Annotated in this window: 14 protein-coding genes and 1 pseudogene; 8 read left to right on the top strand and 7 right to left on the bottom strand. The window is 69.1% G+C overall.

Going from position 1 to position 15,433, the window contains the following annotated elements:
• Positions 1–33: 33 nt before the first annotated feature.
• Together ACQUSR_RS15125 and ACQUSR_RS15120 are read left to right on the top strand one after the other, a co-directional pair.
• Entirely contained in the window at positions 34–915 is an 882-nt protein-coding gene (locus ACQUSR_RS15125; RefSeq protein ID WP_431043086.1) for a GNAT family N-acetyltransferase, read from the top strand.
• Positions 916–986: 71 nt separating this feature from the next.
• On the top strand, positions 987–2,228 hold the full coding sequence (locus tag ACQUSR_RS15120; protein ID WP_431043085.1) for a glycosyltransferase: 1,242 nt from the start codon (positions 987–989) through the stop codon (positions 2,226–2,228).
• Positions 2,229–2,366: 138 nt separating this feature from the next.
• Here ACQUSR_RS15120 and ACQUSR_RS15115 read toward each other — a convergent pair whose 3' ends face one another.
• Entirely contained in the window at positions 2,367–3,782 is a 1,416-nt protein-coding gene (locus tag ACQUSR_RS15115; RefSeq protein WP_431043084.1) for a PLP-dependent aminotransferase family protein, read from the bottom strand.
• On the opposite strand from ACQUSR_RS15115, the gene ACQUSR_RS15110 reads away from it, so the two are divergent.
• A complete protein-coding gene (locus ACQUSR_RS15110) occupies positions 3,781–5,019 on the top strand; it encodes an aminotransferase class V-fold PLP-dependent enzyme (protein WP_431043083.1) in 1,239 nt (412 codons plus the stop codon). The two genes, ACQUSR_RS15115 and ACQUSR_RS15110, sit on opposite strands and share 2 nt — an antisense overlap.
• Complete coding sequence (locus tag ACQUSR_RS15105) at positions 5,016–6,341, top strand: MFS transporter (RefSeq protein ID WP_431043082.1); 1,326 nt, start codon at positions 5,016–5,018, stop codon at positions 6,339–6,341. The genes ACQUSR_RS15110 and ACQUSR_RS15105 overlap by 4 nt, the downstream gene beginning before the upstream one ends.
• A gap of 371 nt (positions 6,342–6,712) precedes the next feature.
• Here the strand turns inward: ACQUSR_RS15105 and ACQUSR_RS15100 are convergent, their stop codons facing one another.
• The 5 genes and pseudogenes from ACQUSR_RS15100 to ACQUSR_RS15080 form a co-directional block, all read right to left on the bottom strand.
• Positions 6,713–7,324 carry a hypothetical protein gene (locus tag ACQUSR_RS15100; RefSeq protein WP_431043081.1) on the bottom strand — a complete coding sequence of 204 codons (612 nt, stop codon included), beginning with the start codon at positions 7,322–7,324 and terminating at the stop codon, positions 6,713–6,715.
• Positions 7,321–7,800, bottom strand: coding sequence for a hypothetical protein (locus tag ACQUSR_RS15095; RefSeq protein WP_431043080.1), 480 nt, complete (start codon positions 7,798–7,800; stop codon positions 7,321–7,323). The genes ACQUSR_RS15100 and ACQUSR_RS15095 overlap by 4 nt, the downstream gene beginning before the upstream one ends.
• Positions 7,801–7,949: 149 nt before the next feature.
• Positions 7,950–8,377 (bottom strand): annotated as a pseudogene (locus ACQUSR_RS15090) (tetratricopeptide repeat protein); the annotation flags it as partial.
• A 45-nt stretch (positions 8,378–8,422) separates the two neighbouring features.
• Positions 8,423–9,595, bottom strand: coding sequence for a serine hydrolase domain-containing protein (locus ACQUSR_RS15085; RefSeq protein WP_431043079.1), 1,173 nt, complete (start codon positions 9,593–9,595; stop codon positions 8,423–8,425).
• 70 nt (positions 9,596–9,665) lie between these two features.
• The gene (locus tag ACQUSR_RS15080; protein WP_431043078.1) at positions 9,666–11,009 is read right to left on the bottom strand and encodes a transcriptional regulator; all 1,344 of its coding nucleotides are present in this window, start codon (positions 11,007–11,009) and stop codon (positions 9,666–9,668) included.
• A gap of 248 nt (positions 11,010–11,257) precedes the next feature.
• On the opposite strand from ACQUSR_RS15080, the gene ACQUSR_RS15075 reads away from it, so the two are divergent.
• From ACQUSR_RS15075 to ACQUSR_RS15060, 4 genes are all read left to right on the top strand, one after another.
• Positions 11,258–11,749 carry an ATP-binding protein gene (locus tag ACQUSR_RS15075; protein WP_431043077.1) on the top strand — a complete coding sequence of 164 codons (492 nt, stop codon included), beginning with the start codon at positions 11,258–11,260 and terminating at the stop codon, positions 11,747–11,749.
• A gap of 208 nt (positions 11,750–11,957) precedes the next feature.
• Positions 11,958–12,125, top strand: a complete 168-nt coding sequence (locus ACQUSR_RS15070; protein WP_431043076.1) for a hypothetical protein — start codon at positions 11,958–11,960, stop codon at positions 12,123–12,125.
• Between the two features lie 85 nt (positions 12,126–12,210).
• On the top strand, positions 12,211–13,407 hold the full coding sequence (locus ACQUSR_RS15065; protein WP_431043075.1) for a JmjC domain-containing protein: 1,197 nt from the start codon (positions 12,211–12,213) through the stop codon (positions 13,405–13,407).
• The gene (locus ACQUSR_RS15060; protein WP_431043074.1) at positions 13,341–14,198 is read left to right on the top strand and encodes an aldo/keto reductase; all 858 of its coding nucleotides are present in this window, start codon (positions 13,341–13,343) and stop codon (positions 14,196–14,198) included. The genes ACQUSR_RS15065 and ACQUSR_RS15060 overlap by 67 nt, the downstream gene beginning before the upstream one ends.
• Here the strand turns inward: ACQUSR_RS15060 and ACQUSR_RS15055 are convergent.
• Positions 14,186–15,046, bottom strand: coding sequence for a hypothetical protein (locus ACQUSR_RS15055; protein ID WP_431043073.1), 861 nt, complete (start codon positions 15,044–15,046; stop codon positions 14,186–14,188). The genes ACQUSR_RS15060 and ACQUSR_RS15055 overlap by 13 nt on opposite strands.
• Positions 15,047–15,433: the final 387 nt, after the last annotated feature.

The raw sequence follows: 15,433 nt of genomic DNA, 5'->3' as shown, positions 1-15,433 counted from the left end.
GACCCCACGCAATCACTTCCTGACGGAGACAGCTTGTCCCTGCGCATCACCGCCCTGACCGACCCCGAGGAGACCTCCGTCGGCCGCCGCCTGGCCTGGCTGGCCTCCGGCGCCGACGGCAGGCCCGCCGGGTACGCCTTCCTGCGCCTGTTCACCAGGGAGGGCCAGCGCCACCTCGCCGAACTGGACGTGTCGGTCCACCCCGCCGAACGGCGCGGACGGGTGGGCACCCTGCTGCTCGACGCGGCCGTCGCCGCCGCCCGCCAGGACGGCCGGAGCACCATCATCGCCCAGGCCGCGGCCGGATCCCCCGGCGCCGCCTTCCTCACCGCCGGCGGCTTCCGCGCCGCACTGGCCCTCACGTACACCCGGCTGCCGCTGACCGACGCGGACCTCCCCGCACTCACCGCCCTCGCCGAGAAGCCGCACCCCGGCTACCGGCTGACGGCGTGGGAGGGGACGGTGCCCGACGAACTCGCCAACACGTACGTGGCGTCGCGCCGAGCCATGGACGACATGCCGATGGGCGCCGTCGACTACGGCACAGTGATCTGGGACCTCGATCGGGTACGGGCGGCGGCGAGTGCCGTCTCCGCGCGCGGAGACATCCTCCACACCGTGGCGGCCGTCGACCGGTCGGACGGAGCCATCGTCGGTTTCACCGAACTGGTCGTCCCCGGCGACGGGACGGGCGACGCCCAGCACTACGGTACGGCGGTGCTGCCCGAGCACCGCGGCCGTGGCCTCGCCCGCTGGATGAAGGCCGCCTCGATCGTCGAGGCCCGCGAACGCCACCCCCGCCTCGGCGGCCTGCTGACCGACACCGCCGACAACAACCCGCACATGCGGCGCGTCAACGACGAGCTCGGCTACCTGCCGACGCACACGGCTCACGAGTACCAGCTCGGCCTGTAGGCCAACCCTCCCGGCGGTGCTCGCCGCCGGATCACCGACCTGAGCCGGAATCCGTGGAAATGGGAGTACGAATGCGTGTGTTGCTGTCGGCCTATGACTCGCGTGGGGGCGTCGAACCGCTGGTGGGACTCGCGGTGCGGTTGCGGGAGCTCGGCGCGGAGGTGCGGGTGTGCGCGCCGCCGGACGAGGAGTTCGCGAAGCGGCTGGCCGTGGTCGGCGTGGAGATGGTGCCGACCGGCCCGTCGGTGCGCGAATTGGTGACCGGGAAGACGCCGCCGTCGCCGGGGGGTGTGCCCCGGCGCGCGGCCGAGTTGGTCGCCGCGTTCCATGACAAGGTCAGCGTGGCGGCCGAGGGGTGTGACGTGCTCCTTGCGACCGGCCTCGTGCCGGCCGTGGCAGGTGTGAAATCGGTGGCCGAGAAGCTGGGCATCCGTTACGTGTACGCGAGTTACCAGCCGGTCAGTCTGCCATCGCCGCATCACCCGCCGATGCCGCGGCCGGGGCGGCCGCTCCCGTCGGACGTGACCGACAACCGAGTGCTGTGGGACCGGGACGTCCAGGACGCGCAGGCGGTGTTCGGCGAGGCGATCAACACCCATCGGGCGTCGATCGGCCTGCCCCAGTTGGACAACGTCCGCGACCACGTCTTCACCGACCAGCCGTGGCTGGCAACGGACCCGGTCCTGGCTCCGTGGCAGCAGCCGTCGGACCTCGACGTGGTGCAGACCGGCGCGTGGGTCCTACCGGACGAACGCCCGCTCCCGGCCGAGCTGGTGGCGTTCCTGGACGCCGGCAGCCCACCGGTGTACGTGGGCTTCGGCAGCATTCCCCTGCGCGATCCGGAGGGCGTCGCCCGGGTGGTCATCGAGGCGATCCGCGCGCGGGGCCGCCGTGCGGTCCTCTCCCGTGGCTGGGCCGACCTGGCCCTGATCGACGACCAGGACGACTGCTTCGTCGTCGGCGAGGTCAACCATCAGGCACTGTTCCGCCGGGCGGCCGCCGTCGTGCACCACGGCGGCGCGGGCACGACGACGACGGCCACCTGGGCCGGCGCGCCTCAGGTGGTGATACCCCAGGGGGCGGACCAGCCGTATTTCGCCGGCCGGGTGGCCGACCTGGGCATCGGCGCGGCGCACGACGGTCCCACCCCGACCTTCGAGTCCCTGTCGGCCGCGTTCAAGACGGCCCTGACCTCCGAGGCCCGCGCACGAGCGACCGCCGTGTCCGGCACGTTCCGCACCGACGGGGCGACGGTGGCCGCGAAGCTGCTGCTCGACGCCGCCGGCCAGGAAAGGCCATCCATGTCCGGGTGAACCACGCGACCACGGGACCACGCACTCCGCGTGAACCACGCGACCACACACGTCGAAGGGCCCCACCGCGAACGGTGGGGCCTTTCGACATCGTGCCCGGTGAGGCACTGGCGGAGGTGCCGATGCTTTTCATGCGCCTCACTCCTGCCCAGGGCCGAGATCCGCAAGCGCGGCTCCCAGCCGACGTACCCCCTCGGTCAGCTCGGCGTGGTCGGCGGTGGCGGCGAACCCGATACGCAGGTGAGCCGCCGGCGGTTCGGTGGCGAAGTAGCGGCTGCCGGCGCTCACGGCGACGCCGCGTTGCCGGGCGGCGCTCGTCAGTACGGTGTCGTCCACGCCGGGCGGCAGGCGAAGCCACAGGTGCAGTCCGCCTGTAGGCAGCCCGGCCAAGGTCGCGCCGGGGATCTCCTGGGTGACCGCGGCGGCCAGCACCGCGCACCGCTCCCGGAGCGCCGTGCCGAGAGACCGGACGTGCCGGTCCCAGGCCGGGGAACTGAGCACTTCCAGGGCGGCCTCCTGGAGCGGGCGGGTGACGAAGAAGTCGTCGACCAGGCGCACCGCCCGCATGCGTTCCATCACCGGTCCGCGAGCCACCAGCGCCCCGATCCGCAGGCTCGGTGCCGCGGGCTTGGTGAGTGAGGTCACGTGGATGACCGTGCCGTCGCGGTCGTCCGCCACCAGCGGCCGCGGCACCGCGCCGCCGTGTCCCAGGTGCCGCGCGAAATCGTCCTCGATCACGAACGCGCCCGAAGCGCGCGCCACATCGAGGATTTGCCCGCGCCGTTCGGGCGCCAGCACGGTGCTCGTCGGATTCTGGAACGTCGGCTGGCAGTACAGCAGCCGTGCGCCGGTCATCGCGAACGCGTCGGCCAGCATGTCGGGCCGCACGCCGTCGGCGTCGAGCGGTACCGGCACCGGTCGCAGCCCCGCGGCGCGGGCCGCGGCCAGGGCCCGGGGATAGGTGGGGGACTCCACCAGGACCGGGCTGCCGGGCCCGGCGATGGCCCGGAACGCGATCGACAGGGCGCTCTGCCCGCCGGCGGTGACCAGTACGTCCTCCGGGGCCACGCTGCCGCCGACGATCTGGGCGAACACGGTGCGCAGCGCCATCAGGCCGCCGGCCGGGGCGCGGTCCCAGGCATCCGGACGGCGTGCTGCCCGCGCCAGTGCCGCGCTCAGGGCCCGGGTGGGCTGGAGCGAGCGGTGCATATAGCCGCCGTCCATGGTGATCGTCCCGGCCGGTGGCGGTCCGAGCGGGTCGGCGATCAAGTGGGTGTCGACGGCGCGGTCGGTGAGGGCGACCGTCTGCCAGTCGGTGTCGGTGGCTCCGCCACGGAGCCGGGCGCGTTGCGCCACGTACGTCCCACTGCCCGGACGGGTCACCACCGCGCCCTCGGCGGCCAGCGCGGCGATGGCCCGCGCCACGGTCGCAGGGCCCACCCGGTACTCCTTGATCAGCTCCCGGCTGCTCGGCAGCCGGTCGCCGGGCGACAGCCGGGAGAGCAGCGTACGGAGACTGTCGGCCAACTCACCAGAAGTGCTACCGTCATTCATGTCAGATAACAATAGCGCTACTGCATCTGGTCGGGAAGCACTTCAGCTGGACATCGCCGCTCTGCGGGCCGACACCCCGGGCTGCCGGAACGTCATCCACTTCAACAACGCGGGCTGCGGACTGCTGGCCGCGCCTGTGGTGGACGCGATGGTCGGCCATCTGAACCTTGAGGCGCGGATGGGTGGTTACGAGGCGTCGGCCACCCGAGCCGCCGAAGTCCGCGAGTTCTACACAGAGATCGCCGCCCTCATCAACACCACGCCTGACAACATCGCCTTCGCGGGCAGCGCCACCCACGCCTATGCCAACGCCCTGTCCTCGATCCCGTTCGAGGCCGACGACGTCATCCTCACCACCCGCGACGACTTCGTCTCCAACCAGATCGCCTTCCTGTCCCTGCGCAAGCGTTTCGGCGTACGCATCGTCCACGCGCCCGACACACCCGAGGGCGGGGTCGATGTGGAGGCGATGGCCGCGCTGATGCGGACCCACCGCCCGCGCCTGGTGTCCGCCACCCATGTCCCCACCAACTCGGGTCTGGTCTCGCCGGTCGCCGAAATCGGCCGCCACTGCCGCGAGCTGGACCTGCTCTACCTGGTCGACGCCTGCCAGTCGGTGGGCCAGTTCGTCATCGACGTGGAAGAGATCGGCTGCGACCTCCTCACCGCCACCTGCCGCAAATTCCTCCGCGGGCCGCGCGGCTCCGGATTCCTGTACGTCTCCGATCGCGTCCTGCGTGCCGGCTACGAACCGCTGTTCATCGACATGCACGGCGCCCGCTGGACCGAGCCGGGCGGCTACGAGCCCGTAGGGACGGCGGCCCGGTTCGAGGAGTGGGAGTTCCCCTACGCCACGGTGCTCGGCAGCGCCGCCGCGACGCGCTACGCCCGCAAGGTCGGCATCGAGGCCATCGAGCAGCGCACCCCGGCGCTCGCGGCCCGGCTGCGCGACCGGCTCGAACCCATTCCGGGGGTCCGCGTGCTCGACCGCGGCCCGCGGCTCGCCGCGCTCGTCACCTTCGGAGTGGAGGGCTGGCAGCCGCAGCCGTTCAAGGCGGCCATGGACGCCCGCAGCATCAACTCGGCTCTCAGCTTCCGTGAGTTCGCTCAGTTCGACTTCGGGGACAAGGACGTCGACTGGTGTCTGCGCCTGTCGCCGCACTACTACAACACCGAGGAGGAGGTGGACCACGTCGCCGACGCGGTCGCCGACCTCGTCCGCCAGGGACGGCGATGACAGCAACGCAAACGCGCGCCACGGAGCCGTACCCGGAAAGCCCGGACAGCCTCTGGCGCAATGGCGACTTCCTCAGATTCTGGCTCGGCGAGACGCTGTCGCTCCTCGGCACCCAGGTCACCAACCTTGCCCTGCCGCTGACCGCGATCATCGCCTTCAACGCCACCGATGAGCAGGTCGGTGTCCTGCGGTTCCTGCAACTCGTCCCCTATCTCGGGCTCGCCCTGATCTTCGGGGTGTGGGTGGACCGCGCCCGGCGGCGGCGGATCATGCTCGGCGCCAACCTCGTGCGGATGATCCTGCTGGCCCTCGTGCCCGTCCTGTACTGGACGGACGAGCTCAGCCTTGTCTCGCTGCTGGTGATCGCCTGCGCCGTCGGTGTCGCCTCGGTGCTGTTCGACGTGAGCTGGATGTCCTACGTGCCCACTCTGGTGCGCGATCCCAAGCACTATGTCGAAGCCGGCGCCAAGATGGGGATGAGCTCATCGGCCGCCGACGTGGCGGGACCCGGGCTCGCCGGTGTCCTGGTCGGCGCCCTGACCGCGCCCGTGGCGCTGATCGTGGACGCGTTCTCCTATCTGGTGTCCCTGGTCTCGCTCCTGCTCATCCGCACCCCCGAGCCCCGTCCCCAACCCCCGGCCGCACGACGGCACGTGCCGACCGAACTCCGGGACGGCCTGCGCTGGGTGCTGAAGAACCCGGTCCTGCGGTCGCTGGCGCTCATCGGGTTCTGCTGCAACTTCTCCATGGTCACCGTGTGGACCATGTTCCTGCTGTACGGCACACGTGACCTGCACCTCGGCTCGACGGCCCTCGGCGGCATCTTCGCGACCGCCTCCGTGGGCGGACTGATCGGCGCGGCGATCTCCCGGAAGGTCATCCGGCGCTTCCGGCTCGGTCTCGTCTACCTCATCGCCCAGTCGGCCCTTCTCATCGGCCCGATGCTGATCGTCCTGGCCACCGGCCCCCGGCCGGTGATGGTGGGGATGTTCGTCCTCTCCTTCTTCACCACCTACCTCGGGCTCGGTGTGGCCGGCGTCATCATCGTCAGCCTGCGCCAGGCCAGCACCCCGCAGTCGATGATGGGCCGGATGACGGCGGTCTTCCGCACCCTGCTGTTCGGCGGCGGCGCACTCGGCGGCCTGTCCGCGGGTCTGCTGTCCGGCCGGATCGGCGCCCAGAGCGCGTTGACCGTGGCGGCGATCGGATCCGCCGCCGTGCTGATCGCGCTCGTCCTGTCCCCCGTGAGCCGACTCCGTGGCCTGCCATCGCCACCGGAAGAACCCGTCACGACGGCAGCGGACGGGCAGGCCGCAGGCTGAGACGGAGGAACGCGAAAGGCCCCACCGCAAGCGGTGGGGCCTTTCGCGCATCGTGCCCGGTGAGGCACTGGCGGAGGATACGAGATTCGAACTCGTGAGGGGTTGCCCCCAACACGCTTTCCAAATGTTCGGCCGGGGGTTCTGGGGCGTACGAGACCGTTCTGACCTGCGGTGGAGGAGGGACGAGTGGGGTCTCTGAACGGCGCCGTACGCGGGTGAATGCAACCAAAACTGCAACCACGGATCAGCGCGTTCTAGCTGGTCAGGGTAGCCGCCCGCCGCGGTCCCATTTGAAGCCCACTACGCGCCCAGTGGTTGTGCAGGACAGGCCGACGGACCACAAGTTGAAAGGCGCCGGGTCGAGTGCAGCCCTACCAGCCGGTCAGGTCCACGAGAAGTTCGCAGTGCGGATCGTCCGAGGCCGGCTGATGGTACTGCTCTTCCTCGATGAGGGAGGGGATTGACGCGATCAGCGCGGTAAGCGTGTCGGTCAGGCGGATGTCAGCGCCGATGATGCCTGAGTGGCCGGGATGCTGCACGTAGAGGCGCATCCGGCTGTGGCTCTTCATCAGGAAGCCGATCAGGAAGGGGTTCTCGTCTTCACCGGGGTCGGACAGGGCGCGCAGGACACTGAGCGCTTGGCCCTGTTCGGGCTCCGGGTCCAGGGTGATGTTCTCCGGGTGGAGGCGGATGAGGGTCATCCCCATGGCGTCGCTGATGTCGTCGCTGCTGTAGAGCTGAGTTCCGGACAGGACGGTACGCAGGACGCCAGGGATGTAGCCGGGGGCCACGGTGTTGAGGGGGATCTCGTAGAGGAATGTGTCGCCGCCCTCGTCGTCACCGGCGTGGACGGCGATCCGTACGGCGTCGGGGGCGGGCAGGACTCCGCGCAGGCGGCAGCCTTCGGCGACGGGTGCGTTCAGGTAGTACAGCAGCAGGCGGCTGATGGCCGCCTGCTGCTCTCGGTCTTCGAAGTGGGTCACTCGTTCATCCATGCGGGGCACTTGTTGTGCGGTTGGTTTTTGCAGAAGGCGTTGACGACGCCGATCTTCTGTCCCCTACCGGCGTCGTACCTCCTGTCCTTGGTGTAACGCGCGTACTGGACGATGACGACGAACTTGACCTGCGCCGGCCTGGGGCCGGTCCTGATAGCGACGCCATCGTATTCCAGGCGTCCGTTGTGGTCGTCGTGGTCGACCTTGCCTCGTATGGCTGCGCTGAGGATGCCACATTTGCGGATGTTGTGGCGGGAGGTGAAGTGGTGCCAGCCTAAGTCCCAAGAATTGCCATACCGGGTAACGATCTTGCGTCCCTCGGGGTCAGTCTCCTGGCAGCGGACTCTCTTATCCCAGACTGCTGGTCTGTCCGGGCCTGGTCTGGCCTGCGCGGTGGGCGCAGTCCCGGACAGCAGGGTCGCGGTGGTAAGGGCAGTAGCCGCCAGCGCGGTGAACTTCCTCATGCCGGTGATCACACCAGGGCGGGAGCACTCTTAACAGAGGACTCTGAGACAAACTGGCTTTCTGAATTCGCCAGTTAGTACTGCCACAGTTACGGTTGGTGACCGTGGCGGCGGTAGTGGCTGAGCCGGGCTCGGTGTTGGGGGCGTCGTCACCAGCGTGACCAGTGCTGGAGGTGTTCGGATTCGTGTTGGATGGCGTGGGCGGCGGCCCGGGCTAGTTCCAGCGGTCCAGCGACACTAGACCGCGAGGGTCGATCTGATGGAGGAGATGGCCTTGCGGGTGCGGTCCGAGGTCATTCCCTCCATGAGGGTGAGGGCTTGGGCCCAGGCGGCGACGGCTTCACCGGCGCAGGCTTGGGTGGCGAGGCTCTCGCCGAGGTCGGCGTGGGTGAGGGCGTGGACGCGCCTTTTCGGGGTCTCAGCGGACGAGGGCGTCGCGGCGTTGCTGCTCGGTGCCGACGTGGTCGGCGAGGTCGGTGAGCGTGCGTGCGGTGTGGCTGGCCACGGTGCTGGCGACCGGGCCGCTGACGGGGGAGAAGCTGGGCTGGGGGCCGTCGTCCCGGAGTAAGGCGTCCTCGTGTGATGCTTACGCCCTGGTCAGCTTTCTGATCCTGGCGATCAGTTACGCCAGTGCCCTCCGCACTGCGTCGACCAACGACGCCGCACGCACATCGTCGGGGCCCCCGATGATGTGGTTCATCACGTAGCCAAACGCGATCCCGTGCTCCGGGTCGGCGAAGCCGAGTGAGCCGCCTCGGCCAGTGTGGCCGAAGGCGTTCGGCCCGGTCATGGGGTCGGTCGCGGTGGGCAGCATGTATCCGGAGCTGAACCGGCTCGGCACCACCATCACCTGGTCTGCTCCGCTGGCTTGCTCCTTGGTCGCCGATGCGAGAGTTTCCGGGGTGAGCAGGCGCACGCCGTCCACCTCGCCGATCAGCGCGGCGTACATGCGCGCCAGTCCGCGCGCGGTGCCGATGCCGTTGGAGGCCGGGAGCTCCGCGGCCTGCACTTCGGGGGAGTTGAAGTCGATCTCGGCCGGGTCGGTGACCGCGTACGCCCGGTTGCTGAAGGAGTTCGGGTCGCGCCAGGCGGCGACCAGTTCGCGGAGTTCCTCGGGGATCGACTCCGGAGGTGCGGTGGTGAAGTCGACGTCCGGCTGCTGGTACACCATGCGGCTGACCCGGTCGCGTTCGCTCGCCGGCAGCCCGATGAAGAAGTCCAGCTCCAGTGGGGCGGCAATCTCGTCAGCGAAGAAGCGGCCCGGTGTGCGGCCGGACACTCGGCGGATCACCTCGCCGACCAGCCAGCCCCAGGTCCGGCCGTGATAGCCGTGCGCGGTTCCTGGAGTCCACACTGGACGCTGAGCGGCCAGTGCATCCACCATCGCCTGCCAGCCCAGCGCCTTGGCCAGCGGCACCGGTTCGTCCAGCGTGACCAAGCCGGCTTGGTGGGACAGGAGCCAGCGCACCGGGATCTCCGCCTTGCCGTTCGCGGCGAACTCCGGCCAGTACCTGGCCACCGGAGCGTCCAGGTCCAGCACGCCACGTTGGGCCAGCAGGTGTGCTGCGCTCGCGGTAGCCCCCTTCGTCGCCGAGTAGACCAGCTGTAGCGTGTCTCGCGCCCACGGACGACCGGCGTTGGGGTCGGCCACTCCACCCCACAGGTCCACCATTGGCTGCCCATCCAGATACACGCACACCGCCGCGCCTACGTCCCCGCGCTGAGCGAAGTTCGCCGCGAATGCCTCGCGTACAGGTTCGAACCCGGCCGCGACCTCACCGTCGATCGTCGTCATGCTGGCCATCCTGGCATTGCGGCTGCTCGCTCCGAGGGCGGTCTGTCTCAGCGCGCGCAACGCATGCCGTTCAGGCTGCACCGGGTAGCGCCTTGAGTCGCTCGCGGAATTCACGAGTGGCCGGCACTGACTTGTGTGGTTCGAGCTGCGCGGAAAACTCCTTCAGGCGGTCCAGCGCCCGCACAGAGCTGACCTTGTCTTCGAGGAGCCCAGCGCCGTAGTTCGCGGCGTCGAGCGCGCCATCCAAGTCACCACCGGCAAGCCGGGCCTCGGCCAGACGGCTGGACCGCACGGCCCTGTCCCGAGGCGCCGCCTCTTTGATGGAGGCTTCCAGGGAGCTCGTCGCGCGCTCCACCTGGCCCGAGCGCAGTAGGACCTTGCCCTCGGTCGAATTCAGTTGTGCTTCACCGAACCAGTCGAGCCAGTCCGGGTTCTCCTCCACCGTGTGGCGCTCCCAGAGGGAAGTGGCACGGTTCAGGGCCGTACCAGCCCTCTGGTGATCCCCGTCGCGGGACAGCGCCTCGGCCTTGTGCAGGTAGAGGAAGGACTGGGTGTAGCGCGACAGCGTTCGAGGAGCGTTGTCGAGGGCGGTCGAGATGAGGTCGACCCGCTCGGCGGTCCGGCCGGCCTCGGAGACATGGACTCCCATCTCCGCCAGGATGAAGGCTCCGAAGGCGTCGTCTCCGGCCGTACGGGCGCTGCGCAGAGCTCCGACGTAGTACCGCTGCCCGGCGGACCGCAGCCCGGAGTCGTAGGCTATCCAGCCGGTCAGATGCGACACCCGAGCCGCCAGCGCGTACAGACGGACGCGGATCCTGTCCGTGTACCTGCCGGCGCTGAGAAGCCCAGTGATCAGGGCGAGATCGCCGCGTGCCTGCTCCAGAAGCCGGGCGCCCCCGAGCTGGTCATCGAGTGTGCGGAGTGTGCTGATCCGCTGCTCGATTGTCGAGACCATCTTGTCTGTGACTTGATCGCCTTTGAGCGCGGAGGCGAACGCGGAGGGTGCGTCGACCCAGCTCGCCGCAAGCCCTGTCAGAGCGGCGCCGGTGATGGTGAGAAAGCCTCGGCGATCCAACCGGCCACTGCCCACCAGATCAGCCAACGCTTCAACCGTTCCGGCCTCAGTCCACGGGGCAGTAAGCCCTGTCACTTCCCATACGGGGAGCCAGTGCGGCCATCGTTCTGCCTGCAACTGCGCGTACGGGACACGTAGAAGGTCAGCGAGCACACGCTGAGCATCCGCATCAGGCTCTTGCCCCTGCTCCCACTTCCACACCGTCGTCCGGTTGGTTGCCAGAGAGATGCCGAGAGCCTTCCCGTGTACCCGCATGAGTCGGGCGAACTCGGCTTTCCCCCATCCGCGCGACTGGCGCACGAAGGTCAGTGGGTGGACTGCTAACGGCTCACCGGGCACGTCATCACTCCCGTCATCCCCTCACGTGGTGGTTCGGAGGCTACTGCGCGTGCGGACATGCGGAAGGGCGTCCCCAGGAGAAACCCCCAAGAAACGTTCCGGGCTTGCCTGATCCGGCAGTTGACTGTGCTCAGTCGCACCGGAGCTGCGAGAAGGCGCCGCTCCCACACGGCCACCCAGAACGGCGGCTCCATGACCGTCCCCTGTCGGAGATGGAGTCGCTCCCCACCTTTCCGGAGGCGTCCGCCATGCCTACGCTCGCCACTCGCTTCGCCATCGCCGGAGTGGAAGAAGAGGTATCTCCCGCTCGGAGCAAGGTCGTTGAGAGTGTGCGGGCATGGGGCGTCCCCCTGGATGACGAAGCGGCTCACGCGATCCGGCTGGTCGCATCCGAACTCATCAGCAACGCGGTGATCCACGGTGCCGGGCCCGTCACCGTCGTGCTCCACCACCGCCCCGGCAGGCTGGTAATCGTCGTGGCTGACCGTAGCCAGCAGGCTCCGAGGGCGAGGTGTGCGGGGAATGGCGACGAGAGCGGGCGCGGGCTGGCTTTGGTTGACCACTTCGCGGTGCGCTCAGGCTGGGAGCTCCTCGCACACGGTAAGAGCGTGTGGGCGGAGATCAAGCTTCCGAAGCCGCCCCCGGCCATCCGGGCGGCCGTTCTCCGCAGGTTCTTCGCGGTCCGCTCGTGGCGTGAGACCGGACCCGCAATTCAGCCACTGGCCCTGACGGCCGGCTGAACAGCGCCGTACCCGTACGGCCAGACCTATCCGGCCCCGGAGCGGAGCTGTCGGCGCCTGCCTGTGAATGACGCGCCGCGCCCTCCCCAGCTTCGGGCTGCCCACTGACCGCCGCCCCCACGGCACCCACATCTCCAACGGCCCTGGGGGCGGCCCTTGAACTCTCGCCGGAGCCCTGGCGAGGGAACCGAACAGGAAGGAGCACGAGGTGGCAGAGACCACAGCACCGCCTCCCAAGCGGAGCGGCCTCCTGGTGGCGGTGGAAGAGCTGACCGCCGTCCACGACCGTTACGACAGCCTCCGGTCTGACAACCAGGGGAGCTCCGGAGATTCCCCGTGGCCGGGCGGTGACGGCAACTTGACCGACGTCGCATAGCACCAGGCGGCAGGGGCGAGTGCGGTGCTTTGCGCTCGCCCCTGCCGCGTCTGCACCACATGGCCGAACTCATGAGGAGGCAGTAATGGAACACCAGTTGATCACCGCCATCGAGGCGGCACTCGGGTGGGACGGACCGGGCGAACTCGGCAAGGGATTCAAGCGAGGGCGCATGGGCGACTCCGCACTCACCACCCGCATCCTCACCCCGAACCGCCTGCTCGACATCGCGATGCGCAGGAGCCTGAACCGACCGCAGTTCCGGTGCTTCCAGAAGGGCGAGGAAGTCCACCCGGCCATCTACTACACCGACGTCGTCAGCCCTCGCGGCCAGAGCATCCCCACGGTCAACATGCGGAGCCTGGGCAGGCTGCTGGGAGAAGGCGCCACGCTCATCCTCGACCAGCTCAACGTCTTCGACCCGACCATGGAGGTCGCCTGCCGGGCGCTGCAGTGGTGGTCCCGCGAGCGGGTACAGGTCAACGCCTACCTGACGACGAACGACGCCGCCGGCTTCCCGCTGCACTGGGACGACCACGACGTGGTGATCGTCCAGCTCGCGGGCGAGAAGGCGTGGGAGGTGCGCGGGACCTCCCGAACGGCTCCCCTGTACCGGGACGCCGACCCCAACACCACCCCGAACGAGGAGATCGTCTGGTCCGGCACCATGCGGACCGGCGACGTCATGCACATCCCCCGGGGCCACTGGCACCAGGCAACCCGAACGGGCAGTGGTTCAGGAAAGAGCCTCCACGTGACGTTCGGCATCACCCAGCGCACTGGGGCGAGCTGGCTCGCGTGGCTGGCCGACTGGTGCCGTGAGCGAGAGATCTTCCGGCGCGACCTGGACCGCAGTCCCGGAGCCAGCAGCGCAGCTCTGACGGAGGCCGCTGTTCAACTGATCGGCGAGCGTTCCCCTGCCGACTTCCTGGCCGCCTACGAGCAGCAGACGACGCTGCCTCGTCACGTGCCCTACCTGGACATCCTCGGGCCGCTGGACGCCGTGGTGTGCACCACCCGTTTCCGACCCGAGATCCGGGAGAACGCCGACACCGTCGACATCCTGGCCTCGGGCAAGAAGCTCACTCTCGCGGCCAAGGCCCTGCCCGCGCTGCGCCTGCTGCTGAGCGGCGGGCCGGTCCCGCTGGACCAGGCGGCGGAAGTCGTCGGTGCCGAGGTGGTGGAGGTTGCCGAGATCCTGGTGAAGGAGGAGATATGCGCGACGCTGACCCCCGAATTGTCCTCGGGTTACATCGGTCTCGTCACGAACGCTGTCTCCTGACCGGCGCACTGGACCTCGGCGTCGCCGCGCTCGACACCAGCTCCAACTATCTCGGCTTCCGCTCGCACGAGGTTCTGGCGCGGGTGGCCGGCGATCTGCTGCCGAAGTTCACGCTCTCCACCAAGGTGGGCTACTTCCCGGGTGCGGGGAGGGCGGAGCATTCCTTGGACCCGGCTCGGTTGTACGCGGCCGTGGAGCAGGCGGCCAAGGAACTCGGGCGGGAGCCGGACGTGGTCTTCCTCCACAACCCGGAGCACACCCTTCAAGAAGCCGCTCCCCATAACCGGGACCTATTGGCCCACGCTTGCGCCGCCCTCGACGCAGCGGTGGCGAAGGGGCTGTGCGGCGCTTGGGGCGTCGCGTCCTGGGATCCCTCCCCGCTGCTGGACCTGATCGACGCGACCTTGCCGCAGCCATCCGTCTTCATGGTCCGTGCCGGCCTGCTGGTCGGGACCAGGACGTTCGACGCTGCGGAGGCCGCCGCTGCGGCATGGGCCCTCGGCGGCGATAGGCTCTGGGGGATGAGCCCCTTCGGCGGCAGTACCCGCGCCCCGGTGTGGGACAGGATCAACCCTGGCGTCTTCCTTCGAGACGGCGACAGGCTCTCCCGCGCCCAGGCGGCCTTCCGGGTCGCGTACCACCTTCCGCAGGTCGGCGCCATCGCAGTGGGCACCGACGAGCTCGCCCACCTGGGCGAACTGATGGGCGCCCTGGCCAGCGATGTCGATGAGCGGGCCGTCCGCGAGTACCGGGAGCTCATCCGAGCCCGGACGCGTGGTCAGCCTGCTTGAAGCTCCGCGATGACCTGCTCCACCATCCGGCGCGCGGGCTCCAACCGGGGGTCGTGCGGGTGTGCGCCCGGTCCGAGGATCTTCGAGCACACGAAGAGCGTCATCAGCTTGCCGTCCCGGCTCTCGAAGTCGTGGCGCCGTTCCAGCCGTACGCGATCGGCCAGAGCGGGGACGGCAAGAGAGCTCCCCCACAGCGAGGCGGAATCCAAGCCGCGCGGCGCGTTGCCCCAGTCCTCCCAGTCGAAGAGGGAGAACGTCGGCGCCGTCATGTTGGCCCAGTTCAGATCCGCGTGGGCCGGCACCCACCGCTCGACGGTCGTGTCGATGCCGTCGGCGGGGGAAACGCTGCGGACGGCTTCGGTGACGAGAGCCTGCGTGATGGTGACGGTGTCCGGGGTGGCGACGCGCCTCGTGTCCTGGGCCGCAAGCGCGTCCAGCGAAGCGTTGAACGCCTGCCACCACGAGTCCTGCAGCTTCGGGTCTTCGCTGAGGATCGCGGTACCGATGGGCGCACTTGGCAACAGCTCGGTCTCGTCGGCCCGCCACATCACGGGTTCGTCCGCGTCCCGCCAGACGACACACCCCTGCCAGGTGGGCTGGGCAATGCCTTCGAGACGCGCGGCGCACTCGGTGCCGTTCCAGCCCTGTACGCCGATCTTGTCGAGCCCGCGCCTCTCGATACGGACCCACGTCTGCCGGTCTGTCCGCGTTCCGACCGAGCGGCGTTTGCGTACCACCGTACCCCGGTCCAACTCGACCTGAAGGGATCGCTCTACGTGATCGAGAACGTTGTCGATGGGTTCAACTCGCAAGTCAACGGCGCGCGCAGAAGGTGCCGAGAGCGTCATGCGGGCGACCGTACCACCGGAGCAACGGACCCCATGCGCATCTCGGTCAATGGGGTGATAATGGCACGAGCCTCCTCTCAACCGCACCTGGTACGAGCTGCACTGTGGAGGTTTGGGCCCTGTTTTCGAGCCCGCTGACCGGGGTAAATCTGTTGTAAGGTCTGGCGGCTCGTAGACACAGGGCATCGCGCTGATCAGCGGGTTCTAGGGTCGTCTCAACCCGTGACCGGACGCTCTTGTCTCAGGACCGGTGGCATTTCCTCGTGTCGGCTTCTGGGGCATGACGGCCGGGTTCCGATCTACCGACGGGCAGGGAGCCAGACTTCCTCGAACTCGTCGAGGCGACCAGCCTGCCTGTGCGCAGCCGACGGCTGCGCACAGGCAGGC

This window comes from Streptomyces sp. P1-3, assembly GCF_050613155.1.
Classification (GTDB): domain Bacteria; phylum Actinomycetota; class Actinomycetes; order Streptomycetales; family Streptomycetaceae; genus Streptomyces.
The sequence above is the reverse complement of the archived record's forward strand: the minus strand, read 5'-3'. Positions and strand labels throughout refer to the sequence as shown.